The organism is Vibrio sp., from assembly GCF_984391705.1.
Window position 1 is genome coordinate 124,378 of record NZ_CFHWOM010000002.1, and the last position, 24,223, is coordinate 148,600.

Here is a 24,223-nt window from a genome sequence, read left to right on the forward strand (position 1 = left end):
AATCTCAATAAAATATTGATAATTAGGTTAAAGAGCCGATGTAGTGGTGTCGGCTCTTTAATTAGTGGCGACTACTTACCATCGACACTCCGGCGTACATTTAGAGGGTTAGTTTCTTGCAAGCTCGTTGGCAGCAGAGCGTCTGGCACCGATTGGTAGGCAACAGGGCGTAACCAGCGCTTAATCGCCTCTGCTCCAACAGAGGTACTTGCTGGCATGGTGGAAGCAGGGTAAGGACCACCGTGTACAATCGCGTAGCTGACTTCAACTCCGGTTGGCCAGCCGTTAAAGACGATACGACCTGCGACTTCTTCCAGTTCTGGCAACAGACGTTTAGCGAGGGGATAATCGTCAGCGTCCGCATGTATTGTTGCTGTTAAGCTTCCAGCAAGACCTTGGCTCAGGCTGATCATCTCTGCGCTGTCTTCACATACAACGACAATGGATTGAGGGCCAAAGATTTCTTCTTGCCATTGCGGGTTGTTACGCCACGTTTCGCTGCTGGTTTCAAATAACATTGAAGGTACGCCAAAATCAGGACTCGATAGAGTTCGGGTTAACCCAGACTGTTGCGCGCGTTGCTCACTCTGCTCTAGGTAGTTGGATTTGATCCCCGAAGTCAACATGGTTTGTCCAGCTTGAACTTTGATGCCTTGACGCATAGCGTGTACAAAGCGCTCGCTTGCTTCACTTTTCGCAATAAACACCACTGCCGGCTTAGTACAGAACTGGCCACAGCCCATGTTCATTGACATGAGGTATTCTTCTGCCAATGACTCTGCTTGGTTGTCCATACGCTGAGGTAAAATGAAAACGGGGTTAGAAGCGCCAAGTTCACCGTAGAATGGAATAGGCTCTGGCCGCTGTTGCGCTAAGTTGAACAGAGCACGGCCTCCATGTATTGAGCCAGTAAAGCCAACAGCTTTAATATCAGGATGAGTGACAACGGCTTGGCCTAATTCATGGCTGGTGCCCTGCAACAAAGTAAAGATCGCTTGTGGCAGTTTCTCGCTATCAAGTGCTTTGGCAATGCATTGTGCGACGATCGCGCTTGTGCCTGGATGAGCAGGATGACCTTTTACCACAACAGGGCAACCCGCAGCTAACGCTGAAGCTGTATCGCCACCTGCTGTTGAAAACGCGAGTGGAAAGTTGGACGCTCCAAACACGGCCACAGGTCCCAGTGCGATGTTTTGGCGACGAATATCTGGCTTAGGCAATGGCTGGCGATTAGGGTTTGCAGTGTCAAAAATCGCTTCTTGCCATAGGCCTCCAACCGCAACGTCCGCAAATAAACGTAGCTGAGCAGTTGTGCGGCTTAGCTCACCATTAAGTCTCGCGTTCGGTAGTGCTGATTCAAGTTCTGCTCTTGCCACAATCGCTTCACGAGCGTCTTCTAAGCTATCTGCAATCGCATGCAACAAGGCGTTACGTTGAGTGGGTGTTGTCTGGCGAAAAGATTTGGCTACTTCGTTTGCAGCCGTCACAGCGAGGTCGACCTCTTTTGCGCCATGTTCAGGGTATTCACCAGGTAGCGAGCGTTCCGTTGCCGGATTGATTGCGTTAAATGTAGAACAAGGTTGCATGATATTTCCTTAGGGCTATTTTAATTCAAAACCAAATGCATACGGGTCTTCATCATCGACCCAAATAATGTTGTGTCCTGTCACCTGTGCCCAACCCTCAATGCTAGGCAGAATAGCTGCGCGACCATCGATTTCAGTGACCCCTTCAATTCGGCCCGTGAATAGGCTGCCAATAATGCTTTCGTGGACAAAGTCTTCCCCTTGTTTGAGTTTTCCTTTGGCGTGCCATTGAGCCATGCGTGCACTGGTTCCGGTACCGCAAGGCGAGCGATCCAGCGCCTTTTCACCATAAAAAACAGCATTTTTAGCAGTCGATTCTGGTTTGGTTGGCGTACCAGTCCAAAGTACATGAGAAACTCCGCAAACGGTGGGATCATTGGGATGAATACATTCCACTGCGTTAGATACCGCTTCGCGAACCTTTGGGCTAAGCATTAGGATTTCGTCTGACGTGTAGTGCTCTAAGCCACGATAATTCTCTTGAGGATCTACAATGACGTAGTAGTTGCCGCCATAGGATACATCGACTGTGATTTCCCCAAGCCCTTCCACATTGACGGTGACATCTTGGTGAGCGAGGTAAGCCGGCACATTGAAGATCTTTACTGAGGTGATCTTCTCGCCATCTCGCTGGTAGTGCACTTCGATTTGACCTGCTGGTACATCTAATACTAGGCGGCCTTCTTTTTTGGGTGTGATCAACTTGTGTTCTAGGGCGGAAGTGACCGTGCCAATCGTTCCATGTCCGCACATAGGCAAGCAGCCACTGGTTTCGATAAACAGTATTGATGCGTCTGCATTTTCGCTGCAGGGAGGCAGAACCACTGAGCCAGACATCATGGCGTGGCCACGGGGCTCAAACATCAACGATTGGCGGATCCAGTCGTAGTGCTCTAAGAAAAACTGACGCTTTTCACTCATCGTTCCGCCACTTAGTGGAGGTACCCCTCCTGCAACTAAACGAACGGGGTTTCCACAGGTATGCGCATCGATACAGAAGAAGGTTCCTTGTCTCATTTTTCGCTCCTTGCATAGGAAATAGGTTGAACTGTCGGAGTTGGATGTTATCGTGATGTTAAGTATATTTTATACAATTTTGTTTTGGAAACGTGATAAGGAGCAGAAATAAATGGACAGTGAACAGTCAACTTCTGGTCGAAATGTGGCCGTTATTGGTGGTGGTATCATTGGTTTATGTAGTGCACTAAAGCTTCAGTTAAACGGTGATAGCGTGACTATTTTTGATAAGGCGGGAGCAGGGGAAGGGTGCTCCAAAGGCAATGCTGGCCACTTCGCGACAGAGCAAGTATTTCCTCTGGCGACTCCCTCTTTATTGCCTCAGTTACCCAAGATGCTGCTGTCGTCATCAAGTCCTGTTTCCATCCGATTTCGCGATCTACCTAAAACGTTTGGTTGGATGGTACGGTTCTTGTTTCATGCCCGAAAAGCCCCGACTTTGTATGCGACTGAGGTGTTGTCTCGGCTAAATGAGAAGGCGATGCCGAGTTGGTTTTCTTTGCTGGATTCGGTGGGTTTGCGCCACTTAATTGTGATGAATGGGTCTCTGCTAACCTTTGAAAGCGATAGTCTATTTAAAGCTTATGGTTCAAACTTAAAGGGATTTGATGAGCATGGCGTGGAGTACGAACTCTGGGGGCAAAAAGCGATAAGGCAATATGCGCCTAGTCTATCTCACAATGTAAAACACGGAGTCTTTTTTCCAAACACGGGACATACACTAAACCCTTATCAGATATGCCTTGAGCTGAAATCAGTGTTCGAAAAGTTAGGTGGGAAGTTTATCCAAAAAGAGATAGATGACGTTTCTTCTGGTGAGTTGGTTTCGGTTAAATACAATGGACAATCTAAGGCTTTTGATTCGGTCATTATTGCAACAGGCGCTGAGTCAGTACGCTTAGTTCAACGTCTGACAGGGCGAAAAGTTCCTCTTCAAGCAGAGCGCGGTTATCACCTTATGCTCCCCCAATTGAAACAGAGTTTGCCGTTTCCAGTGAGCTCCGCAGATCGTAAATTTATCATGACTCCCATGGATGGTGGATTGCGTTTAGCGGGAACCGTTGAATATGCAGGGCTAGATTCCCCGCCAAATATGAAGCGTTCTCTCATGCTAAAGAAATTGGCCCAAGGTCTACTAAATGAAGATAGTGAGGCTTGCGAGATGGGAGAGCAATGGATGGGAAATCGTCCCTCATTGCCAGACTCGCTACCTGTCATTGACAGCGTGGATGATGGAAAAATTTTATTCGCATTTGGTCATCAGCATTTAGGGCTAACTCATGCAGCGGTCACAGCTGAGTTAATTTTTCAGCTACGTAATAAGCAAAATACTGTACTCGATGTTACACCGTTTCGTTTGAATCGTTTTGGTTAAAAAATTTTAAAATTAAATATTGTATAAAATATACTTATTGATTATGTTAATAAAAAGTTAATCAAGGATTGATGCCTAACAGCTGTATCCAGGCGTCCGAAAAATTCAGGGAATACCCTGATGAGACAACTAAAAAGGAGCACAACACATGTCAAGAAAGACATTCACACCATTGGCACTTTTGATTTCTGGAATGCTGTTAGGGACATCAAGCGTTGCAAGCGCTGAAGATAAGTTAACTGTGGTTTCTTGGGGAGGAGCATTTACCCACAGCCAAGTAGAGGCATACCACAAACCGTTTATTGCAAAGACAGGAGTCGAACTGATCTCAGAAGATTTCAGTGGCGGCTTAGCGGAAATTAAAGCGCAAGTAGAGGCAAATAAAGTTCGTTGGGATCTGGTTTCTCTCGATAAGCCTGACATTGTTCGTGGTTGCGCTGAAGGGTTACTTGAACCTGTTGACCCTAGCATCCTACCTGCAGGAGACGATGGCACACCAGCAGACAAGGATTTTATACCAGGTGCAATACATGAATGTGCTGTGAATACCATAGTCGTGTCGACGGTACTCACGATCAATGAGGACGCGTTTAAAGGTAAATCCGCGCCGACTAAGCTTGTTGATCTTTTTAATTTGAACCAATACCCCGGCCGTCGTGCATTACAAAAAATGCCACAAGGTAATTTAGAGTGGGCTTTGATTGCAGATGGCGTCGAGCCAGAGAAGGTGTATGAGACGTTGGAGACCGCTGAGGGAAGAGCGCGTGCATTTGCCAAACTAGATACCATCAAGCCTCATGTTGTTTGGTGGACGACAGGGGCGCAACCACCACAAATGCTCGCAGATAAAGAAGTGGTTATGGCATCTGCGTTTAACGGCCGGATTCATAGCGCGACTCAAGAAGAAGGTCAGCCGTTCAAAATCATTTGGGATCATCAATTGGGCTATATGAATGGATGGGCGATTCCTAAAGGGAGTCCAAATACCCAGTTAGCTTTAGAGTTCATTAAATTCTCATCGGGCACTCAGCCTCTTGCTGATCAGGCGAAGTATGTGGCATATGGCCCGACTCGCAAATCCTCCTCTGCACAAATCAGTACAGAGATCTTGGCCAGTTTACCGACTGCGCCTAATAACTTTAAAACTGCTTTTCTTATCGATGATGAATGGTGGTCAGATTATGCCGATGAGTTGAATGAAGAGTTCAACACTTGGCTTTTAAACTAACCAGTGCTCAACGAGGCGGTAACCCCGCCTCTCTAAAAGGAAAAAAACATGCTTAACCTCGATGCTCAGCAAATTGTTCAGTCGCTTTCGATGAAGGGGCTGATTGAATCCATGCGTCAGACTTATCAGCAGCAAGTAACGATACCTCAGCGTCGAGTGATGCCACTTAAAAAGGGGGCGTATGATGCCTTCGCGCTGCTGCCAGCATGGAATGACTCTCTTATCACAGTCAAAGCGTTTACCTATTTTCCCAGCAACTACTTGGAAGGGCGTGACAGCTTAGCGTCTAAGATTCTTGCGTTTGATAGATCGAACGGAGAGCCATTGGCACTTTTGGATGGCAAGGTACTCACGTTTTGGCGTACGGCTGCTGCCTCTGCGCTTGCGGCTGACTATCTGGCAAGAAAAGAATCAGAGACTTTGCTCATTTGCGGAACCGGTAACCTTGCGCCATACATGGCCTGGGCCTATGCCGCAATTCGCCCGCTAAAAAAGGTGCTGGTGTGGGGCAGAGATCATCACAAAGCTCAGGCAGCGGTCGACAAGATTTTGTCTGGCCTTGAGTATCAGTCGTTACCAGAATCACAGCGCTACCGTGTTGAAGCTGTAACTAGTGTTGATGAGCAACTTCCACAGGTGGATGTGATCACCTGCGTGACAGGTTCAGCAGAGCCACTTTTTGATGGTTCAGAAGTAAAACTTGGCACTCACATCGACCTGATTGGTAACCATGATAAAGATAAGCGTGAGTGTGACAGTGTTAGCATTAAGCGCTCAAATGTTTTCGTAGACAGCCGTATCAACGTATTGGCTGAAGCGGGTGATCTTCTCATCCCTATTGCTGAGGGTGACTTTAGTGAAGCGATGATTAAAGCAGAGTTAACCGAGCTTTGTGCGAACAGCCACTCAGGGCGTATGGACCAGTCTGAAATCACGCTTTACAAATCGGTGGGCAGTGCATTGGCTGATCTTGCTGCTGTTCGCTTCGTTCTAGATCAACAAGATACAAAATAGAGTTTTTGGGGAAATCCCCAAGTTGGATAGATGTAATCATGTCTATTTAAATTGCATACAATATACAAATGGAGGGTAAAGATGAAAGTAGATTGGAAAGGTGTGTATCCTGCGGTAAGTACTCAGTTTCGTGCGGATCAAACGATTGATTTGGATGCGACACAAACTGTTATTGATAACCAAATCAATGATGGCGTCAATGGGATCATCTGCTTGGGCACAGTAGGCGAAAACTGCGCGCTGTACCCAGATGAAAAGCGTCAAGTTCTTCAAGCGGCGCAAGAAGTGGTCGCAGGTCGAGTGCCATTAATTGCCGGAACAGCAGAGTCAATCACGACTGCTTCAATTCAGTACATGCAAGATGCGCAAAAAATTGGCATTGATGGTTGTATGGTCATGCCTGCGATGGTCTACCGCACATCAGACAGTGAAACGGTAGACTACTACCGTACCCTGGCGGAAGCGACGCCCGAAATGCCAATCATGATCTACAACAACCCAGTTTCTTATGGCGTTGATGTGAGCCTCGATATGATGGCTGAACTGGCTGAGTTTGAAAGCATTGTAGCGGTAAAAGAGTCGACAACTGACACTCGTCGTATCACTGAACTTTACAACCGTTTTGATGATCGCTTTACCGTTTTCAGCGGCGTTGATGATATTGCGCTTGAATCTTTGATGCTTGGTGCGACTGGTTGGATTTCAGGTTTAACCAATGCTTTCCCAGCGGAATCTGTGGCGATTTATAAGCTCGCAAGCCAAGGCCGTTATGCTGAAGCCCTTGAAATCTATCGTTGGTTCTTACCATTGTTGCGTCTAGATACCATTCCAACTCTGGTCCAATGTATCAAATTGGCTGAGCAAGTGTGTGGCCGCGGCAGTGAGCAAGTCCGTGCCCCACGCCAAAACCTGAAAGGTGAAGAGCGCGCGCGTGTGATTGCGATGGTGGAGCATGCGATTGCTACCCGCCCAGACCTAGCAAAATACAACCTATAAGCATATTTCAATACGCATAACTAAAGGCAGAGAATGCTCTGCCTTCAATCCTTTTACGTAAACGGCTTATTAGGGCGTTAAGCTGTTTACTTAGCTGGATTGATTGACCAACCAATTTTGGAAAAGGGAAGATCAATGGCAACACATCAGGATTATGTCAGCTTTCAGCATGTGCAAAAAACCTACGACGGGGAAACTCTCGTGGTGAAAGATTTTAACTTGGATATTAAACCCGGAGAGTTTGTGACCATGCTTGGCCCGTCAGGTTCCGGTAAAACCACTTGTTTGATGATGCTGGCTGGGTTTGAAACCGCGACGGGAGGGGAGATCTATATCGATGGCACCCCAGTAAACAATCTTGCGCCACATAAGCGAGACATTGGCATGGTGTTTCAGAACTATGCGTTATTTCCCCATATGACGATTGCAGAGAACTTAGCTTTTCCACTTAAAGTCCGCTCTCTGTCTACGGAAGCAATTGACGTTAAAGTGGACGCTGCACTAAAGATGGTCGAACTGGAGCATGTGGCGAACCGTTATCCAAAACAGTTATCCGGTGGCCAGCAGCAGCGCGTAGCCCTTGCGAGGGCACTAGTGTTTGAACCTAAGTTGGTACTTATGGATGAGCCGTTAGGTGCGTTGGACAAACAGCTACGAGAACAAATGCAGTTAGAGATAAAGCATCTGCATGAAAAGTTAGGCATTACCATCTTGTACGTGACTCACGATCAGGATGAAGCGCTCACCATGTCAGATCGCATTGCTGTATTTAATAATGGGGCAGTGCAGCAACTGGCTTCACCGTCCGACTTATACGAATCTCCAAGTAACTCATTTGTCGCGCAATTTATTGGTGAGAACAACCAGCTGATGGGCACCGTTGAAGAGGTTGACGGCGAGCAATGCGTTGTTCAAGTTGGCGCTCAGCGACTGCTAGCAAAGCCTGTTAGGATCAATCGCTTGGGCGAAGCGACGCTACTCTCTATCCGTCCGGAAAAAATCACGGTTAAACCTGAACTGGAAGTGTGCGATAACCAAGTCACTGGTGTACTGAAAGAGCTTATCTATCATGGTGATCATCATCGATTGGTCGTAAGTGTTGCTGGAGTAGGAGAGCTGGTGGTGAAAGTGACCAATGACAGTCGTAACGCGCAGCAGTTTAATGTGGGTGGTTTGTTGACGATTGGTTGGAATAGCCAAGATTGCCATGCGCTTGATTGTCCAACAGAGTCGTTTGAGCAGGAGGAAGTGGCATGAGCCGTGAGCTGAGTGGGCTTTCTTCAGTCATTTCAATGCAACGAAAGCTGTCGAAACCGAAACGTGATTTAAAGTCACAGTTGCAGCGTGCTGAGCGACAGAAACAGATTCGATCCCTTTTGCTTATTCTTCCTTTGGTCTGTTTTATTTGTGTCACCTTTGCTTTTCCGATAGTTGAGATGCTTTATCGTAGCGTGGACAACCAATCAGTGCCGAGTGGTTTTCCGCAAACGGCAAAAGCGATCAAACAATGGGATTATCAAGGCTTGCCTAGCTTAACGATCCAGCAGCACTTTATGGAGGAACTTAAAGAGCGTTACCAAGATAAGTCGTTGCCTAAGTTAGCCAATCGACTCAATATTGAAGTCTCTGGTATGCGCAGTTTGCTGATGAAAACAGGGCGTAAACTAGGCAAAATGGAGCAGCTTCCAGAGAGCGAACAAGAGATACAAAAACTGGATAAGCGCTGGTCTAAAGCGCAATATTGGGCGGCATTGAAAACGCTCAGCTCGCCTTACACATTGAGCTACTACTTAGCCGCATTGGATATGCGTTATGACGATAAAGGCGAGATTAGTCCTCAGCCGGAAACTCGCCAAGTATATGTCGATCTCTTCAGTAAAACTTTTGGTATGTCTCTGGCTATCACAGTGATCTGCTTGCTTATGGCGTACCCCGTCGCTTACCTACTGGCTAATTTGCCGGACAAACGAGCTAACTTGCTGCTGATTGTCGTGCTGTTACCGTTTTGGACCTCACTATTGGTTCGAACCACCTCCTGGATCGTTTTGCTACAAAATCAGGGTGTGATTAATGACTTGCTAATATGGTCTGGCATTACTTCTCAGCGTTTGGCAATGGTGCACAATACTTTCGGCACGATCGTCGCCATGGTCCATATCTTGTTGCCCTTTATGATTTTGCCTCTCTACAGCGTAATGAAGGGTATTAGTCCAAGCTATTTTCGTGCAGCAAGGTCTTTAGGTGCGACGCCAGCTGTCGCTTTCATAAAGGTCTATATGCCATTAACGCTACCAGGCGTGGGCGCAGGTGCGTTATTGACTTTTATTCTTTCAATTGGCTTCTACATTACACCAGCGTTAGTAGGTGGTCGCAGTGGGCAGATGATCTCCAATATGATTGCTTATCACATGCAAACGTCACTTAACTGGGGGATGGCTGCCGCTTTAGGTGGATTACTGCTGGCTGTAGTGCTTGCGCTGTTTTACATCTTCAATCGAGTGGTTGGAATCAATAATATTAAGGTAGGAGGTTAACCATGGCGCTACCTAGCTATTGTAATGGTCGTGAGCGAGTGGCGTATTATGGCTATTTGGGCTTCTGTACTTTGGTGTTTTTATTTCTGATTGCGCCAATCCTCATCATTATCCCTTTATCGTTTAACGCTACGCCTTATTTTACCTTTACGGAAGGGATGTTAAGTTTAGATCCTGAGGCCTATTCGATCCGCTGGTATGTCGATATGTTTTCCAATGACCAGTGGCTCAATGCCCTCAAAAACAGCACGTTAATTGCGATTTGCGCTACTATTGTAGCCACAGCGTTGGGTACGTTGGCGGCGATGGGGCTCGCGGCGAACAATGTCCCATTTCGCAATACCATTATGGCGTTTTTGATCTCGCCAATGATCGTTCCTGTGATCATCTCTGCCGCTGCCATGTATTTCTTCTACACGCGCCTCGATCTGTCTCAAACCTTTACGGGTATTGTGCTAGCCCACGCAGCATTAGGGACGCCATTTGTGGTGATAACTGTAACGGCGACCTTGAGTGGATTTGATCATAGCTTAGTTAGAGCGGCATACAGCCTAGGTGCCAACCCAATCTATGCGTTTCGCCATGTCACCTTCCCATTGATTCGACCAGGGATGATCTCTGGTGGTTTATTTGCGTTCGGTACATCGTTTGATGAAGTGGTGGTCGCTTTGTTCATTACAGGTGTAGAGCAACGAACGGTGCCTCGACAAATGTGGTCTGGCATTCGTGAGCAAATTAGCCCCACGATTTTGGCTGTGGCGAGTATGTTGATTTTGATGTCGGTATTGCTGCTAGTTACCTTGGAGTTGCTGCGTCGACGAAATGCGCGCATAAGGGGGATTAGCGAGTAATAACTTCCGTGATTATTGGGTAGTGATAAGATCAATGTCCAGGTATGTAGGCTTCATCTCCAGATCTTATCTTTCCATCGCGCTTCTTTACTTCTCCGAAGCGCTTTTTTGGATTGCGTCACCAGGGGAGTCGCTCTCCATCATAAGCAATAAAACTGCCACTGTCTGAGGGCTTAAGAGAAAGTAAAATCTCGATCAATTGTTCTGCTGTATAATGTGGAGAAAAGAGCTTCCCTTCAGGCACATTAGCTTGAAATGGTCTCGATAGCTGAGTGTTTGTGGTGCCAGGATGAAGCGCAACAACCACGCTTTTAGGCATCAAGCGTCCCCATTCAATGGCGATGGATTTGAGTGCCATATTGAGTGCGGCTTTTGAGGCTCGATAGCTATACCACCCGCCTAGCTGGTTGTCGGTAATACTGCCCACTTTCGCTGATACTGTTGCCAAGCATGGACGGTCGCTTTTTCTGATTATTTTCTGGAAGTGTTTGGCGATAAGTAATGTTGCCAAACAGTTGACTGACATACTTTGAACAAAAAACTCGGGACTTAACGAAGAGAGGTTTTTCTCAGGTTTGCTCACCTGCGAATGCAGTAAGCCTACACAGTTAATGATCCAGTCTAACTGCTCGAAGTGAGCGGCGAGCTGTTGAATACTCGCTTCATTTTCGACATCCAAATGATGCCAAGAGACATCCGCGCGATACTTGTCGGGCTTGGTACTACGATAAGTGGCAAAGATCTTGACGTTTGGATAATGACTAATGAGATATTGGAGCATGGCAGAGCCAATTCCACCTGAACCGCCGATAACGAGAATATTCATTACAACTCCTCTAATCGTGCAAAGTTGTGCTCTGCGGTGGTTAATATGGCATCTTGCGCCTCCGCAGACATTCGATCCCAGTTACGATAGATCATACCAATGCGTGGCTGTTGGCCAATCAAGTCGCGATGTCTCGCCATAAAATGCCAGTAGAAGCTATTTAGTGGGCATGAAGAAGGACCACTTTTTAGTTTCACCTGATAAGCGCAAGACTTACAGTAGTCGCTCATGCGGTTGATGTACGAACCGCTAGCAGCGTATGGCTTAGTACCGACAATACCACCGTCAGCGTAGAGCGCCATGCCTCGAGTATTGGGCATTTCAACCCACTCTATTGCATCAATGTAGATGCCTAGGTACCACTCATCTACCTCATCAGGGTTGATTCCCGCGAGCAGCGTGAAGTTGCCAGTAACCATCAGGCGCTGGATATGATGGGCATAGGCATAAGTTAAAGACTGGTCAACGGACTGCTTGATACAGTTCATTTTGGTGTTGCCATTCCAAAAGTAACTAGGGAGCGGTCGCTGTGCATTGAAATGGTTGAGTGAACGATAGTTTGGCATGTTTGCCCAGTACACCGCACGAATGTATTCCCGCCAACCGATTATCTGACGCACAAAACCCTCAATCTGTGACAGTGAAATATCGCCATTTGCGCTTTCATAGTAGGTTATGGCACTGGTGACGACTTCAAGGGGGGAAATCAATTTACTGTTGAGGGCGAATGAGAGTCGACTGTGGTACAGGCTCCAGCTTGCTGGGTGACGGTCTGTCATGGCATCTTGGAAAAAACCAAATCTCGGCAAACAGTGTTGGCAGAAATGCGCTAATAAATTAAGGGCTTGGCTACGATTGATGGGCCAAATCAGCGGGTTGGAGACGTCGCCAATGTTGTTCACTTTGTGGCGCGTAAGCCTTGCTAGAATATCACTGACATCTGTGGCAAACACCAGTGGGTTGGGGATCGCCTCTAGATCGTCCTCTCTGAACGCGTTGCGGTTGTTGGCATCTAAGTTCCATTTGCCCCCCACGGGTTTGTCGCCTTCCATGAGTAGGTTTAAGCGTCGGCGCATTTTCCGGTAAAAATGCTCCATCAAAATGTGTTTTCCGGGCGGAAAAGCCTCTGAAATTTCGTCAAATGGGAGAAGGAAGTGCTCGCTCTCCACCATAGTGACGTTCACCCCTTCAATGGAGAGTGCCTCTAGCTGCTTAAGCAAACGGTATTCATCTGGTCGTTGATACTCAAGGCGAGTCGTTTGATGTTGCTCGACAAGGCTTGCAAGCAAGTGAGGCAAATCTTGGTATTGTTCACTCTCGTCTAAGTCGAGATAGAGAACCTGATGGCCGAGTTGCTTTAGTTCGTCGGCGAAACTTTCCATGGCCGCAAAGAAGGCGCAGTGTTTTTGAATGTGGTGAGTGGTGTAGCTCGCTTCCTGGTAGAGTTCGGCGATAACGTACAACACGCTTTCCTCTTGGCGCTGAAACCAAGAGTGGTTGATATTGAGTTGGTCGCCCAAAATGAGGCGGATAGTGGTCATGTTCATTAAGTAACTCGCTAACGTTTACTAACCTTACGTAGCGGTTTGTTATCGAGATCATCCTAATGCTTTGCATCGGCTTAATTTTTCATGATGGCGCGTTATTTAATCGCCTGCTGGAACTGATTGCGGAACTGGGTCGGTGTCATCTCTTTTACCGTTTTGAACTGGCGATTAAAATTCGATAGGTTTTGAAACCCTGTATTTTCTGCCACCAATGCAATAGGTAGCGACGTGCTTGCCAGTAGCTCACAGGCTTTGCCGATGCGAAACTGTTTGATGTGGTCAGAAAAACTCACCCCATAGTGTTTTTCGAACAGGCGATACGCAGAGCTTTCACTCATGTGTAGGCTCTTACTTAAATCGGAGATGCGTATCGCTTTTGCGTAGTTTTCCTCAATGTAGTGAGTGGCTAATTGAACTTTTTGCCGTGCCTCTCGATTTCCAGATAACTGGCTAATCCGGTAGGGAGAGGTGGAAAGTTTCTTTGATTGCCCATCACTGGCGAGCAGCAGCAAGACTTCAATCACCCGAACTGCCTGAAAAGCACGACTAAGATTCTCGACACCAGTGAGTAGATCAGACACCTGCTGTGAAACGGCGGGGCTGAACTTGAGTCCATAGGCAGAGTCTTCGAGTAAGCGTTTGATGTTTCGAGCTTCTGGAATCGTGGCTTGCAGCTTTTCTATCCAGTGGTGTTTGAGCCAAACAATGACCGAGTGATGAGGCTTTTCATCTGAACTGTTAAGTTGGCCTGTGATCATGTGCGGCAGACCAGGGCCATAAAGCAAAAGGGTGTTATGACCAATTGAACCCACTGCGTCCCCAGCAAAATAGTTGCCGTTAAATACATTGTCAGGGTCTTGGTAAAGCACCAACTCATACTCGGTGTGATAGTGCCATGAGCAGGCAAACTCTTCTTTTTTAACGCGGCAATGATACTCACGGACAATCCAATCGTTGCTGGGTGTATCCATGACATTCTCAATATACGGCTTCATTGCATGCTCCTTCTCTGACCAACCAAGAGTAGAGTAACTGTTGCTTTTCTGTCAAAGGAGATTGTTAAGTTGAAGGATTAGTATTAGAGGTGGCTCGAATACTATCAATGGGACTGCATATCTTTGATTACACTGTAGCTGCATTAACTCACACACTTAACTCAAAGGAGCCCCCATATGTTGAAAGATAAAACGGCTATATTGTTTATCATTACCGCGTTTGTTACTGGTTTATGCGGGGCCTTTTTTTATCCGTTGTCGAGTTTATTCATTGTAGAAGAATTGGGCGCATCGCCCATGATGTTAAGCCTGTACATGGTGATGGCGGTTGTGAGTGCTGTGGTTGTCTCGCAGCTAATTGCAAGACAGTCCGACCGGAACTGGAAGCGCAAAACGATCTTGTTGGTCGCGCTGACGTGTTACCTCATCACTGTCTCAAGCTTTATCGTGGTTCGAGATTATTGGATCGCCATCACCATCGCAACCGTATTTGGCAGTGTCAGTGGCGCCGCGTTTGGTCAGCTGTTTGCTTTGGGCCGAGAGTATGGCGATCGCTATGTGGAAGATAGTACGACATTTCTCTCAACTATGCGTGCTGGTATCGCAATCGCATGGGTGTTTGGTCCTCCTCTTGCTTTTATGCTTAAAGCGAGCTTTGGCTACAACGCTTCGTTTGCGGTTTCCGCGACAGTTATCAGTATTGCGATTGTGGTTATTGCCAAGTTCTTACCCAATGGCGAAAGCAACCAAGAGCAAGCCGAGGTTGATCAAGAGCCAAAGAGTTTTCCCAAAACCGCGAATAGCGTTATTACGCTTTACTGTCTGGTGGTGGTATTTGCTTTTGCTGCGAATAACCTCTACATCACCAGCATGCCGCTTTATTTGTCTCAGGAACTGATGGTCGACCCGAGCTGGCTAGGTATTTTGTTTGGCGCGGGAGCATTGTGTGAAATCCCAATCATGCTGGGGGCAGGAAAATTGGCAGAGAGAGTCGGTACGATCAAACTATTGATGATGGGTATTGCAAGCGGTATCGTTTTCTATCTTGTTATGCTGACGAGCACCAGTTTTGCGGCTATGTTAGCAGCCCAGTTGCTGAATGGATTCTTTATTGGCGTCTGCGCTACTTTGGGAATGGTTGTGTTGCAAGACATGATGAAAGACCGACTAGGTACGGCATCGACTTTATTCTCTAACATGCTCAATGTGAGTATGTTGCTGGCAAGCCTCTCAGTCGGCGTGGTTGGGGAGCTGTTTAATTACTACAGTACCTTATATGTCTCTTTTGCGGGGTCGATTGCAGCTCTCATTCTATTGGTTATGTTTGCCTCTATTGAATCTAAGCATCGTCAACAGCAGAGTAAACCAGTAACAGCTTAAACCGAGTTCCTTACTACAGTCAGCTTTGGCCAAAGTGTTAACCAGTTTTTACTTGTGATTCTTTGGTCAAAGCTACTGATTTCTCGTTTAGGGTTATGCGTGATATGTAGGGCGAATAAGGATTCATAACCGAATGCGCTAATGCATTCGACCATTCCACTGGCGTTAATTTTTGCAGCGACAGCAGTCTCTTTCTCTGGCCAGTAACTCATGGCATCAACAACATCCAAATAGGGCTTATCACCATTTCGCTCGTGCATGCGGGCTTGGTTGCGAACTTGCCAATTGAGCTCTGGCATCTGTTCTCTGAGCTGGGCTTCAATCGCGAGGTCTTGTACAGCATTGGGGTTTGAAGAGTCGAAATAGACCACATCGATATCATTCAATGGTGTTGACGTAGTGTGGCTATGAAGCTCATCCCAGACAAGATTTCGAACGAATCCAGCCGCGATGTAACTTTGAGGCAAGTTGAAGGTAGAGACTACGCGTAAAATCGCCATGCGTTGCGCGTCTTGCTCAATAAGGCGTGATAATTCAATGCTCAAGGTCGTCACTGCCGCGGTTCGTTAGAGAGAAACTGCCAAGTACGCAGTCTAGCCTGCGCACTTGGCAATGATTTTACTTACGCTAGCTTAAGATCAAATTGCTGGCGGTAAAGCACCATATCTTCAATCGTCAAAACAGGCATATTGTGCAGCTTACCAAAGTCGACAATTTCTGGCGTTTTTGCCATGCTGCCATCTGGGTTGGTCACTTCACAAAGTACACCTGCAGGCTGTAGCCCTGCCATTTGCATTAGATCAATAGTGCCTTCTGTATGACCGCGACGCGTTAGTACGCCACCTTTACGCGCTCGAAGCGGAAATACATGGCCTGGGCGGGCAAGATCAGTTGCTTTCGCTGTTGGACTTGCCGCCGTTTTAATCGTTGTAACGCGATCTTGTGCAGATACACCTGTGGTAACGCCCACTTTCGCTTCAATTGACACGGTAAATGCTGTTTGGTTAGCGCTGTTATTGTTTACGACCATTGGTGTGAGCTCTAGGCGATCTGCTTGCTCTTCCGGTAAGCAAAGGCAAACGATGCCGCTGCATTCGCGAATCATTAACGCCATTTGAGCTGTGGTCAAAGATTCCACCGAATAAATGATATCGCCTTCGTTTTCACGATCTTCATCATCGAGTAACAACACTCCACGACCTTCTTTCAAGGCGATAAGAGCGTTTTCAACGCGGGTAATTGGTTCACCGAATTCGGCAAGTAAAGAGGACTGATTCATGGTTAACTCCTAAAATATCACCAGAATCAGGGCATATATGAGCACTAGAGTCTTAAAACTCCAGCCAAAACGAAATGCATCACCAAAGCTGATCTCGGTGATGTTTTTCCATTCTCTCTCATCCGGACTGTAACCGTCGGCTCTGGTTTCTCACCAGATCTGCTGACCTCGACGAATCGAGCGCTCGCGGGCTTGTCATTTCATCAACAATAGTTGAGAACAACTTACCGCCGGTGGGGAATTTCGCCCCGCCCTGAGAATAAATTACTAATTGCTTGATAGCGTGGCTGATTGTAACGGGTCTCTTATCTTATGAGAAGCAATCGTTATCACAACCCCTGCATTAGAATGTTCTAACTCAACAGAAAACGTTCCTAATAGTGCTTTTTTGTGTGTTTTTTGCACCTTTAGGTCAGTTTGTAAGCGATGAATTTGATAAAAAATCTGATCTGACCACTTTTTATAAATTAATGTAGATAATACAGCGTCTTACAATATCACTATGACTTATGCATCATTTTTGACTTGCCAAAGCTGGTTAAATTTTGACATTTAGACACACAAAAAATAACATCTAATTAACATTGTGCGCAATCACACTCGGTTTTTGCATAGTGTTGCACACTAAAAAATAACAACAATGCCATTCGAAAAAGAACTTACCCTAGGAGGGTCAAGGATGAATAAAAAGCACTGCTCTCTGCTGACAATATCTATATTGTTTGCGTGTAACGCTAATTCCGCAGGCTTCCAGGTTGCAGAACACTCAGCTTCTGGCCTTGGTCGAGCATTTTCAGGTGAAGGCGCGGTGGCTGACAATGCCAGCGTTTTAGCGCGTAACCCTGCCGCCATGACACTTTTTGAAAATACTACCTTCTCTGGCGCGCTGTCGATCGTTGATCCTGAAGTGAATGTTACTCAGACTAAAATTGGTGATGCTGATTTTAAACAGAAGTCGAGTGATGTGGCGCCAATGCAATTTGTTCCTGCAGCCTATTTCATCCACCCTGTTAGCGATAATTTCGCAGTGGGTTTCGCTTCATTTACAACTTACGGTGTCGCGACCGATTATCCAGATGATATCTATGCTGGTGATTTGGCTGGAAACACGTCTTTGATTTCAGTAAATCTAAACCCCAATGTAGCGTTTAGATTAAATGAACGTTTTAGTGTGGGTGCAGGTATTAACTTGGTCTACGCAGAAGCAGAGCTTGACCGACATCAAGGTGGCTTACCACTTGGTGGAGCACCAAGTGACAAGATTATTAGCATGACAGGTGAAACCATTGGTTTTGGTTGGAACATAGGTGCACTGTATGAGCTCGATAGAGATAATCGCTTTGGAATGGGCTATCGTTCAGCAGTCAATCTGAATTTTGATGATGGTGAATTTACCGATCATTATGGCGGTGTAATTCTTGATCCAAACAAGAACAAAACAACTGGACAGCTTCAGCTTAGCCTACCTGCAATCTTCGAGTTGTCAGCTTTTCACCAACTTAACGATCAGTGGGCGATTCACTATGGTTGGCAATGGACTCAATGGAGTACGTTTGAAGAGCTAAAAGCAACTAGTTCTGAGTGTAAAGATGGTGTGTGTTTCGAGAAAACCGAGCACTATGAAGATAACCAGCGTTGGTCTGTAGGCACCACTTATACCGTCAACAAAGAGTGGACACTTCGTGCGGGTCTTGCTTATGACGAGCAAGCGGGTGAAGCAACGCTTAGTATTCCAGATAGCGATCGTTTCTGGTACTCCGCAGGTTTGACCTACCTATGGTCAGAAAACTTAAGCTTAGATGCTGGCTTTACCTTAGTTCAGAGTAAGAGTGGCAGCTTTAAAGAAACTGATGCTGCGGGCAATGAGCTCACTTTTGACGCCGAAGCGTTGGCGTTCTTATCTGCAGTTCAGCTGAACTACACCTTTAAGTAGTATTGGGAGTACACACAATGAATAATAAATTTTCTCTATCGCTTGTTTGCTCTGCATTACTTCTAGCGGGTTGTGGTGATGATACTAAAAGCAGTGGGGCGAACACGGAACAGCCTTACTCAAACGAAGCAATCAATGAGATGCTTTCACGTAGCTCTAAAATTGATTTTACTTTGTTGGGTGATGACGCAGCTGTGCCTCTTCCATCATTTTTGTTGATGGACACATCAGACAGCACGCTGAACATTCCTGTGACACAGGGAGCATCAACGGGTTTAGACAACCCTGAAGTAGCATTAGGTGAGGCCGACGGTTGGAGTACCCAAATGCCGTTTGTGATTGACTTGAACTTACCTTCAGGCGTTACTTTGTTTGACGATACTGCATCATCAAGTACTCGCAGTACGTCATTGGTTAGCCCGAGCCTTACTGCAGGTGTTCGGATTGCTAAGGTAGATGTTGACCTAACAACCAAAGAAATGACGAATTTTGAAGCACTCACCCCAGGCGTCGACTTTGTGGTGGTGATCAGCGATGACAAGCGTTCTTTTAATATTGTTCCATTAACTGGGTTGGATTCGGGTAGTGATTACATTTATGCTCTCACAGACTCTATTACCGACAGTAATGGTGAGCCGCTCGGTACATCTAGTTCATATGCGATGCTAAAAACCACAGAGTTCACGCAAGCTGGCACTCTAGCGACTCCGCAAACTATTATTCAAAATGCTGAAAAAGCGTTTGCTGAGAATGGACAGGTCGCAAGTACCGATGACATCATCTACTCTTCATGGTTTACCACTTCTTCGGCAGGTCAGGTGCTATTGGGAACCAAGAGTGCGATTGCTCAGACCGCTCTACCAACAGTTGATCCTTCGGATATATGGAGTGGTTCGATTGCCAACCCAACTGGGATCGATGCAAACACCCTAGATTCGATGTATCAAATCACAGTAACGAGTAAGCAAAGCTTTGGTGATGCAGTCGCGAGCGATCCGATGTTTGGCGGAGCATTTGGTGCTGAAAGTGCAGCTTTGCTTCAAGGAGGATACAACCTTAACTTTTCAGATGAAGCGATAGCTTCGATTCAAGTTGTTAAGGGCACGGTTAAGTTGCCGTACTTCTTGTCTGACTCAATATCAGGTAACGCTTGGCAGAAGACACCATGGCGCAGTGCCATGCCAAGCGTGTTTAAGATCCTATCTGTACTCGGTTCTGGGTCTGACGCAGACAAAAACGCGATTGCTCAGCAATTGGCGTTACTGGGTATCACTAACCCTGCCATCGATCTGCAAGATCCTGAAAAATTAAAGGCACTGGTAGGGCAGAAGTTGACGCTCGCTGATGGCTCCCAGCTCGACCCTGAGCGTATCATGACCAAATACAGTGCAGTTCCTCAGATTCGAGCAGTGAAAGAGGTGCCGTTTTTGATGTTTGTACCTGAGGGGGCTGCGATTGGTTCAGATTTGCCTATCTTGCAGTATCAACATGGTATTACCAACATAAAAGAGAGTGCTTATGCGTTTGCAATGCAGCATATTGGTGCGGCTATGCAGATCGGCTCTGCGCCATATAAGCCTTACGCGATCATTGCTATTGATCAGCCTCTTCATGGTCAGCGCATGTTAGACAATGGTGTCGTGACGACGGATTCGGATCCAACCGTGTACATGAACTTAGAATACCTACCTGTTGCGCGCGACAATATTCGTCAAAGCGCGATTGATGGCTTAGGTGTGCGTTATGCGCTTAACGGTGTAGCTGACGCGGCATTTGCTAATCTAGATAAGAGCAATGTCTCTTTGTTAGGTCACTCCATCGGAGCGATCACGGGTATCAGCTCTTATGCGATTGGTAACACGCCAGTGTCATCACTTGAAGGCAATGTCTTTAAATATACCAGCGCAACCTTAGCGAACCCAGGCGGTGGTATTGCGCCATTCTTGCTAGAGTCGGGCAGTTTCTCTGGGGTGATTAAACACAGCGTTTCATTGTCCTTGGCGAGTTATCAAACTTACTATGGTAAAACATGTGTACCAGCCTCTACCGCGGGTCCAGATTGCTTAAATAATTATCTTGGTCAAGCATCGGCTGCAGAGAAAGCTGCGGTAGCTAGTACATTAAACAGTTTTATGTTCGCAGCTCAAACTGTGTTAGATAATGTGGATCCTTACAATATTGCGCCGATGGTGAACCTAACCAGTGCGCCAGTACTCGGCATCCAAGCTGAAGACGATCAAACGATTCCAAACACTGTCTCGACGTCTCAGACATCTGGTACGGAGCCTCTGTTTAAGAAACTCGGGTTAGTCAACAGCGCGACCGATACATCAGGCCAAAAACTCGCTTCTTACTTCACTAAAGCGGTGAGCCAAGCCGAACATTCAACGGTTATCACGCCACAGAATGACGTTGATGGTCCTGCGAATTCGGAAATGACGTCACAAATTGTCCAGTTTACATTAACGAACGGGAATGCCACTTCATCACTAAGTGTGACGAGCGCATTACTTGATGCGACGAAATAAACTGCTATAAACCCAAAAGCCGACCATTAGGTCGGCTTTTCTTATTCTCTCTAGTTTTATTTTCTAAAGCTCCAACCAGCAAAGTTTGGGTCACTTTCGAGTTCCGCCAAAATGCCAGTTTCTTCCAAATCAGGCTGATCATAAGTTAGATAGGCAGAGAAACTACCATCGTTATACTTTCTACCGTAATAAGAGTATTTCATTACAGTGATCTTATTGGCTTCGACAGTTTCCCCAAAGCTCTGACTATCATCCAGAAATTGTTCGCCATCATTGAAATAGCGTCCTGCTTGAGAATAACAACGCATATTCTTGGCAACGTAATATCCCGGTTTAATATCCGCAAACACATAGTAGTCTTCTCGTTGTTTGGGCATAAACTCCAATTCAATTGGGGTTTCACTGTATTCACCGCCACTGACCATTTCGTGAAGAGAGATCACCACTTTTCTACATGGGTGATGCCCACCGTTGTTATGAACATCGGAGCCTATCAATAGAGCTCCGTTACCATTGGCAGGAGTTAAGGAGTTTGAAGCGCAGCCGCCCAAAATTGGCAGCATTGCTGCTAGAGTAAGTAGTTTAGTTTGCATTGTGACTTAATTGTTATTGACTATAAAACTTAATGTTATCATTTGTTTGTTTGATATCTTTGCAATAAATGCCACGATTCTGTATATGTGAGAACTAATTCATAAAATAAGTTGTATATGGAGATAACTGTGGGGCAATACCAAGCGTTTTTGTTTGATATGGATGGTACTTTGGTCAATTCGGAGCCATTAAAAGGGTTGGCGCTGGCGAAAGCGTGCGCGGACTATGGCGCAGAGGTCGATTTCAATATTTACAAGCAAGTGATGGGTGAAAGTTGGCCTGTGGTAACAGGGCATTTCTTTCAACATGCGGGTATTTCGCCTGATTTAGCTGAATTTAATACGCATTTTCGAGCTCATTATGAGGCATTGCTTGCCAGTGAACTGGAGCTCAATCATGGGGCTCTGACTTATCTTCAATATCTCAAAGAGCAAGGAAAAACATGCGCTGTCGTCAGTTCTGCGGCCACTTGGATGGTCGACAACATTTTACGGACACTAGACCTTGATGAACTGTTTGATGTGGTGATCACCCAAGAGCATGTTTCCAAACACAAACCTGACCCTGAAGCCTATCTATTGGCACTTTCCCAACTGGACTTACCAACAGAGGCGGCGGTGATTTTCGAAGATTCTCACGCAGGGGTAAGCGCGGGTGTTGCGGCAGGGTGTGATGTGGTTGCAATTCATCATAGCTTCAATGGCAACAATGATTTAAGCCAGTCAATTAAACAAATCAGCAGCTATCAGGAGCTGTTAGTTTAGGCAAATCAACGCGGAGTGGGGATCTTGATGGATGTTGAAGAGTTAAAGGAGATAACGCGATCATGGTTGGGGAATGGCGTAGATCTACACATCACGCTGAATAGCCTCGGTGCGACGAATCAAGTTTTCCATATCGACTACAAAAATGGATTTTATCTTAGATGCTATCGTTCTCAAGATCTTGCAAAGATTCAATCTGAACACGCTTTGGTCGCCCAGTTGTCATTGTCCCAGCCTCAAGTTATCGCGCCAATGAAGACGCAGGAAGGAAAAACTTGGGTTCATTATCAAGGCGAGTATTTTGCGTTGTATCCCAGTGCTAACGGGCATCAAGTGGATAGTAGCCGTGTCACTGCGAAGCATGCATATCAGGCTGGGCGTGCGCTTGGCACACTTCACCTTGATCTTTCAAAACAAAGTGGTGAGGGGTTTCCCAGCATTGACCTCAAGTGGAACAAGCAGCAATGGCTCGCTCGGATTGATGAGATAATTCTGTGTTTGCAAGCCAAGCCAACACTGGCTGAGATTGATGCGCATGCTCTCAAACGAGTGATGGCACAGCGCTCCTATTTAGCTTTGTGGGAAACAGAACATAGCTATCGACCTGTAACACAACGTCAATTGATACATGGTGATTATCATTTGTTGAACGTCTTTTTTCACAATGATGGAACAATCAGTGGCGTTATCGATTGGGACTTAGTGCAAAACATGCCTAGAGGTTACGAGTTGGCTCGAGCTTGCCAATATATGTTTCAAATGGATGTGAAACTTTCTGTGAACTTTCTGCGTGGGTACGATGAGCTTTTTCCATTATCTAAATGTGAGTTGCAAGACGGCGCTAAAGCATGGTCTCTGTTTTCAGATCATCATATTTGGCCCTACGAGGAGGCGTACTTCAAAGGAAATAAGGCTGCTAAGAAGTTTATCCCGTCTATGGACTTTTCTCCCTACTTAACCTTTTGGGAACCAATTCAATCGGAGTTTTTGAAAGCTAAACATCATTCATATAAAGGACTCACCAGTCATGGCTATATTGATAACCCATACAGCGTTGAACATGTTCAGCCGGAGTTTACCGCGGTAGTCGAGCAAATGCTGCGACGCTTGGAAGAGACCTTTCCAGGCCAGCTACATAGTGTTTATCTCTATGGCAGTGTGCCAAGGGGAAATGCTGTGTTTGGACAGTCAGATTTGGATGCGTCCGTGGTTTTCCATCAACCGCTTTCTTCAAATGACCATAAGCAGCTGCAACGTATTGCTAATGAGCTAACATCGCAATACTCCGCTATTAGCAAGCTCGATTTTGATCCCGGCCATCTGCGAGAGGTATTGGCTGTAGAGGAAGAGTATCGTTGGCAGTTTTGGTTGAAACATTGCTGTTGCTGCTTATGGGGAGAAGACCTATCGACTGGATTTCGTCTTCATAAACCAAGCTTACGGATCGCTTGGCAGCTAAATGAGGATCTGCCGCAGGTGCTCGAATCTATTCAAACTCAAGATGGAAAAGCTTACACGAAAGTGTTGGGCAAAAAACTGCTGCGCAGTGCTTATTTACTCGTCGCAGAGCAAGACAATAGCTGGTTGAGTGATTTGGACTCCATCGCCAAGGTTTTACACCAATACTACCCTGATGATGTCACATCCATAGAACTTTGTTTGCGTTTAGCTCAAGGGGAGTGTGGAAATGTGCATCGTATCAATGAGTTAATCTCTGGCTTTGGCTATAAAGTAGTAAAACAAATAGAAAAAGCGAAAGCGTGAGACAATCACATG

Annotated in this window: 20 protein-coding genes and 1 riboswitch; of the genes, 12 read left to right on the forward strand and 8 right to left on the reverse strand. The window is 46.2% G+C overall.

Translation table 11 applies throughout. From position 1 onward, the window contains the following. Positions 1–71: 71 nt before the first annotated feature. On the reverse strand, positions 72–1,586 hold the full coding sequence (locus AC4MRV_RS02920; protein WP_491185923.1) for an aldehyde dehydrogenase (NADP(+)): 1,515 nt from the start codon (positions 1,584–1,586) through the stop codon (positions 72–74). Between the two features lie 15 nt (positions 1,587–1,601). Then, positions 1,602–2,603, reverse strand: coding sequence for a 4-hydroxyproline epimerase (locus AC4MRV_RS02925; RefSeq protein WP_491185924.1), 1,002 nt, complete (start codon positions 2,601–2,603; stop codon positions 1,602–1,604). Between the two features lie 112 nt (positions 2,604–2,715). On the opposite strand from AC4MRV_RS02925, the gene AC4MRV_RS02930 reads away from it, so the two are divergent. The 7 genes from AC4MRV_RS02930 (at position 2,716) to AC4MRV_RS02960 (ending at position 10,601) form a co-directional block, all read left to right on the forward strand. Continuing rightward, complete coding sequence (locus AC4MRV_RS02930; RefSeq protein ID WP_491185925.1) at positions 2,716–3,978, forward strand: NAD(P)/FAD-dependent oxidoreductase; 1,263 nt, start codon at positions 2,716–2,718, stop codon at positions 3,976–3,978. A 148-nt stretch (positions 3,979–4,126) separates the two neighbouring features. Continuing rightward, a complete protein-coding gene (locus tag AC4MRV_RS02935) occupies positions 4,127–5,206 on the forward strand; it encodes an ABC transporter substrate-binding protein (protein ID WP_491185926.1) in 1,080 nt (359 codons plus the stop codon). Between the two features lie 48 nt (positions 5,207–5,254). Further along, entirely contained in the window at positions 5,255–6,220 is a 966-nt protein-coding gene (gene lhpI / locus AC4MRV_RS02940) for a bifunctional Delta(1)-pyrroline-2-carboxylate/Delta(1)-piperideine-2-carboxylate reductase (RefSeq protein WP_491185927.1), read from the forward strand. A gap of 81 nt (positions 6,221–6,301) precedes the next feature. Continuing rightward, a complete protein-coding gene (locus tag AC4MRV_RS02945) occupies positions 6,302–7,216 on the forward strand; it encodes a dihydrodipicolinate synthase family protein (RefSeq protein WP_491185928.1) in 915 nt (304 codons plus the stop codon). Between the two features lie 135 nt (positions 7,217–7,351). Then, entirely contained in the window at positions 7,352–8,473 is a 1,122-nt protein-coding gene (locus AC4MRV_RS02950; protein WP_491185929.1) for an ABC transporter ATP-binding protein, read from the forward strand. Next, positions 8,470–9,750, forward strand: a complete 1,281-nt coding sequence (locus tag AC4MRV_RS02955; protein ID WP_491185930.1) for an ABC transporter permease — start codon at positions 8,470–8,472, stop codon at positions 9,748–9,750. Before AC4MRV_RS02950 ends, AC4MRV_RS02955 begins: the two co-directional genes overlap by 4 nt. A gap of 2 nt (positions 9,751–9,752) precedes the next feature. Further along, on the forward strand, positions 9,753–10,601 hold the full coding sequence (locus tag AC4MRV_RS02960; RefSeq protein WP_491185931.1) for an ABC transporter permease: 849 nt from the start codon (positions 9,753–9,755) through the stop codon (positions 10,599–10,601). 118 nt (positions 10,602–10,719) lie between these two features. Here AC4MRV_RS02960 and AC4MRV_RS02965 read toward each other — a convergent pair whose 3' ends face one another. The 3 genes from AC4MRV_RS02965 to AC4MRV_RS02975 all read right to left on the reverse strand — a co-directional run bounded on the left by AC4MRV_RS02965 (position 10,720) and on the right by AC4MRV_RS02975 (position 13,969). After that, positions 10,720–11,427 (reverse strand): SDR family oxidoreductase, encoded by a 708-nt coding sequence (locus AC4MRV_RS02965; RefSeq protein ID WP_491185932.1) that lies wholly within the window; start codon positions 11,425–11,427, stop codon positions 10,720–10,722. After that, positions 11,427–12,974 carry a cryptochrome/photolyase family protein gene (locus AC4MRV_RS02970; RefSeq protein WP_491185933.1) on the reverse strand — a complete coding sequence of 516 codons (1,548 nt, stop codon included), beginning with the start codon at positions 12,972–12,974 and terminating at the stop codon, positions 11,427–11,429. The genes AC4MRV_RS02965 and AC4MRV_RS02970 overlap by 1 nt, the downstream gene beginning before the upstream one ends. Before the next feature lie 95 nt (positions 12,975–13,069). Further along, on the reverse strand, positions 13,070–13,969 hold the full coding sequence (locus AC4MRV_RS02975) for an AraC family transcriptional regulator (RefSeq protein WP_491185934.1): 900 nt from the start codon (positions 13,967–13,969) through the stop codon (positions 13,070–13,072). Between the two features lie 177 nt (positions 13,970–14,146). Between AC4MRV_RS02975 and AC4MRV_RS02980 the strand changes: the two genes are divergently transcribed. Then, a complete protein-coding gene (locus AC4MRV_RS02980) occupies positions 14,147–15,349 on the forward strand; it encodes a sugar efflux transporter (protein WP_491185935.1) in 1,203 nt (400 codons plus the stop codon). Here AC4MRV_RS02980 and AC4MRV_RS02985 read toward each other — a convergent pair. Continuing rightward, positions 15,346–15,849: a nucleotidyltransferase family protein gene (locus AC4MRV_RS02985; RefSeq protein WP_491186042.1), complete on the reverse strand. Its 504-nt coding sequence runs from the start codon at positions 15,847–15,849 to the stop codon at positions 15,346–15,348. The genes AC4MRV_RS02980 and AC4MRV_RS02985 overlap by 4 nt on opposite strands. A gap of 122 nt (positions 15,850–15,971) precedes the next feature. Beyond that, the gene (ribB, locus tag AC4MRV_RS02990; protein ID WP_491185936.1) at positions 15,972–16,628 is read right to left on the reverse strand and encodes a 3,4-dihydroxy-2-butanone-4-phosphate synthase; all 657 of its coding nucleotides are present in this window, start codon (positions 16,626–16,628) and stop codon (positions 15,972–15,974) included. 106 nt (positions 16,629–16,734) lie between these two features. Then, a riboswitch (FMN riboswitch) is annotated at positions 16,735–16,893 on the reverse strand. 414 nt (positions 16,894–17,307) lie between these two features. Between ribB and AC4MRV_RS02995 the strand changes: the two genes are divergently transcribed. Both AC4MRV_RS02995 and AC4MRV_RS03000 read left to right on the forward strand, forming a co-directional pair. After that, on the forward strand, positions 17,308–18,561 hold the full coding sequence (locus tag AC4MRV_RS02995) for a porin (protein ID WP_491185937.1): 1,254 nt from the start codon (positions 17,308–17,310) through the stop codon (positions 18,559–18,561). Between the two features lie 17 nt (positions 18,562–18,578). Further along, positions 18,579–21,089, forward strand: coding sequence for a VolA/Pla-1 family phospholipase (locus tag AC4MRV_RS03000; protein WP_491185938.1), 2,511 nt, complete (start codon positions 18,579–18,581; stop codon positions 21,087–21,089). A 56-nt stretch (positions 21,090–21,145) separates the two neighbouring features. Here AC4MRV_RS03000 and AC4MRV_RS03005 read toward each other — a convergent pair whose 3' ends face one another. Next, entirely contained in the window at positions 21,146–21,682 is a 537-nt protein-coding gene (locus AC4MRV_RS03005; RefSeq protein WP_491185939.1) for a hypothetical protein, read from the reverse strand. 117 nt (positions 21,683–21,799) lie between these two features. Here AC4MRV_RS03005 and AC4MRV_RS03010 point away from each other — a divergent pair, with 117 nt between their 5' ends. Together AC4MRV_RS03010 and AC4MRV_RS03015 are read left to right on the forward strand one after the other, a co-directional pair. Further along, positions 21,800–22,447 carry an HAD family hydrolase gene (locus AC4MRV_RS03010; RefSeq protein ID WP_491185940.1) on the forward strand — a complete coding sequence of 216 codons (648 nt, stop codon included), beginning with the start codon at positions 21,800–21,802 and terminating at the stop codon, positions 22,445–22,447. 27 nt (positions 22,448–22,474) lie between these two features. Continuing rightward, entirely contained in the window at positions 22,475–24,211 is a 1,737-nt protein-coding gene (locus tag AC4MRV_RS03015) for a phosphotransferase (protein WP_491185941.1), read from the forward strand. Positions 24,212–24,223 lie beyond the last annotated feature (12 nt).

Excerpts from the sequence above, each read along its gene's own strand:
- AC4MRV_RS02920 (WP_491185923.1), bottom strand. The coding sequence starts at position 1,586 with ATGCAACCTTGTTCTACATTTAACGCAATCAATCCGGCAACGGAACGC.
- AC4MRV_RS02925 (WP_491185924.1), bottom strand. The coding sequence starts at position 2,603 with ATGAGACAAGGAACCTTCTTCTGTATCGATGCGCATACCTGTGGAAAC.
- AC4MRV_RS02930 (WP_491185925.1), top strand. The coding sequence starts at position 2,716 with ATGGACAGTGAACAGTCAACTTCTGGTCGAAATGTGGCCGTTATTGGT.
- AC4MRV_RS02935 (WP_491185926.1), top strand. The coding sequence starts at position 4,127 with ATGTCAAGAAAGACATTCACACCATTGGCACTTTTGATTTCTGGAATG.
- lhpI (WP_491185927.1), top strand. The coding sequence starts at position 5,255 with ATGCTTAACCTCGATGCTCAGCAAATTGTTCAGTCGCTTTCGATGAAG.
- AC4MRV_RS02945 (WP_491185928.1), top strand. The coding sequence starts at position 6,302 with ATGAAAGTAGATTGGAAAGGTGTGTATCCTGCGGTAAGTACTCAGTTT.
- AC4MRV_RS02950 (WP_491185929.1), top strand. The coding sequence starts at position 7,352 with ATGGCAACACATCAGGATTATGTCAGCTTTCAGCATGTGCAAAAAACC.
- AC4MRV_RS02955 (WP_491185930.1), top strand. The coding sequence starts at position 8,470 with ATGAGCCGTGAGCTGAGTGGGCTTTCTTCAGTCATTTCAATGCAACGA.
- AC4MRV_RS02960 (WP_491185931.1), top strand. The coding sequence starts at position 9,753 with ATGGCGCTACCTAGCTATTGTAATGGTCGTGAGCGAGTGGCGTATTAT.
- AC4MRV_RS02965 (WP_491185932.1), bottom strand. The coding sequence starts at position 11,427 with ATGAATATTCTCGTTATCGGCGGTTCAGGTGGAATTGGCTCTGCCATG.
- AC4MRV_RS02970 (WP_491185933.1), bottom strand. The coding sequence starts at position 12,974 with ATGAACATGACCACTATCCGCCTCATTTTGGGCGACCAACTCAATATC.
- AC4MRV_RS02975 (WP_491185934.1), bottom strand. The coding sequence starts at position 13,969 with ATGAAGCCGTATATTGAGAATGTCATGGATACACCCAGCAACGATTGG.
- AC4MRV_RS02980 (WP_491185935.1), top strand. The coding sequence starts at position 14,147 with ATGTTGAAAGATAAAACGGCTATATTGTTTATCATTACCGCGTTTGTT.
- AC4MRV_RS02985 (WP_491186042.1), bottom strand. The coding sequence starts at position 15,849 with ATGGCGATTTTACGCGTAGTCTCTACCTTCAACTTGCCTCAAAGTTAC.
- ribB (WP_491185936.1), bottom strand. The coding sequence starts at position 16,628 with ATGAATCAGTCCTCTTTACTTGCCGAATTCGGTGAACCAATTACCCGC.
- AC4MRV_RS02995 (WP_491185937.1), top strand. The coding sequence starts at position 17,308 with ATGAATAAAAAGCACTGCTCTCTGCTGACAATATCTATATTGTTTGCG.
- AC4MRV_RS03000 (WP_491185938.1), top strand. The coding sequence starts at position 18,579 with ATGAATAATAAATTTTCTCTATCGCTTGTTTGCTCTGCATTACTTCTA.
- AC4MRV_RS03005 (WP_491185939.1), bottom strand. The coding sequence starts at position 21,682 with ATGCAAACTAAACTACTTACTCTAGCAGCAATGCTGCCAATTTTGGGC.
- AC4MRV_RS03010 (WP_491185940.1), top strand. The coding sequence starts at position 21,800 with ATGGAGATAACTGTGGGGCAATACCAAGCGTTTTTGTTTGATATGGAT.
- AC4MRV_RS03015 (WP_491185941.1), top strand. The coding sequence starts at position 22,475 with ATGGATGTTGAAGAGTTAAAGGAGATAACGCGATCATGGTTGGGGAAT.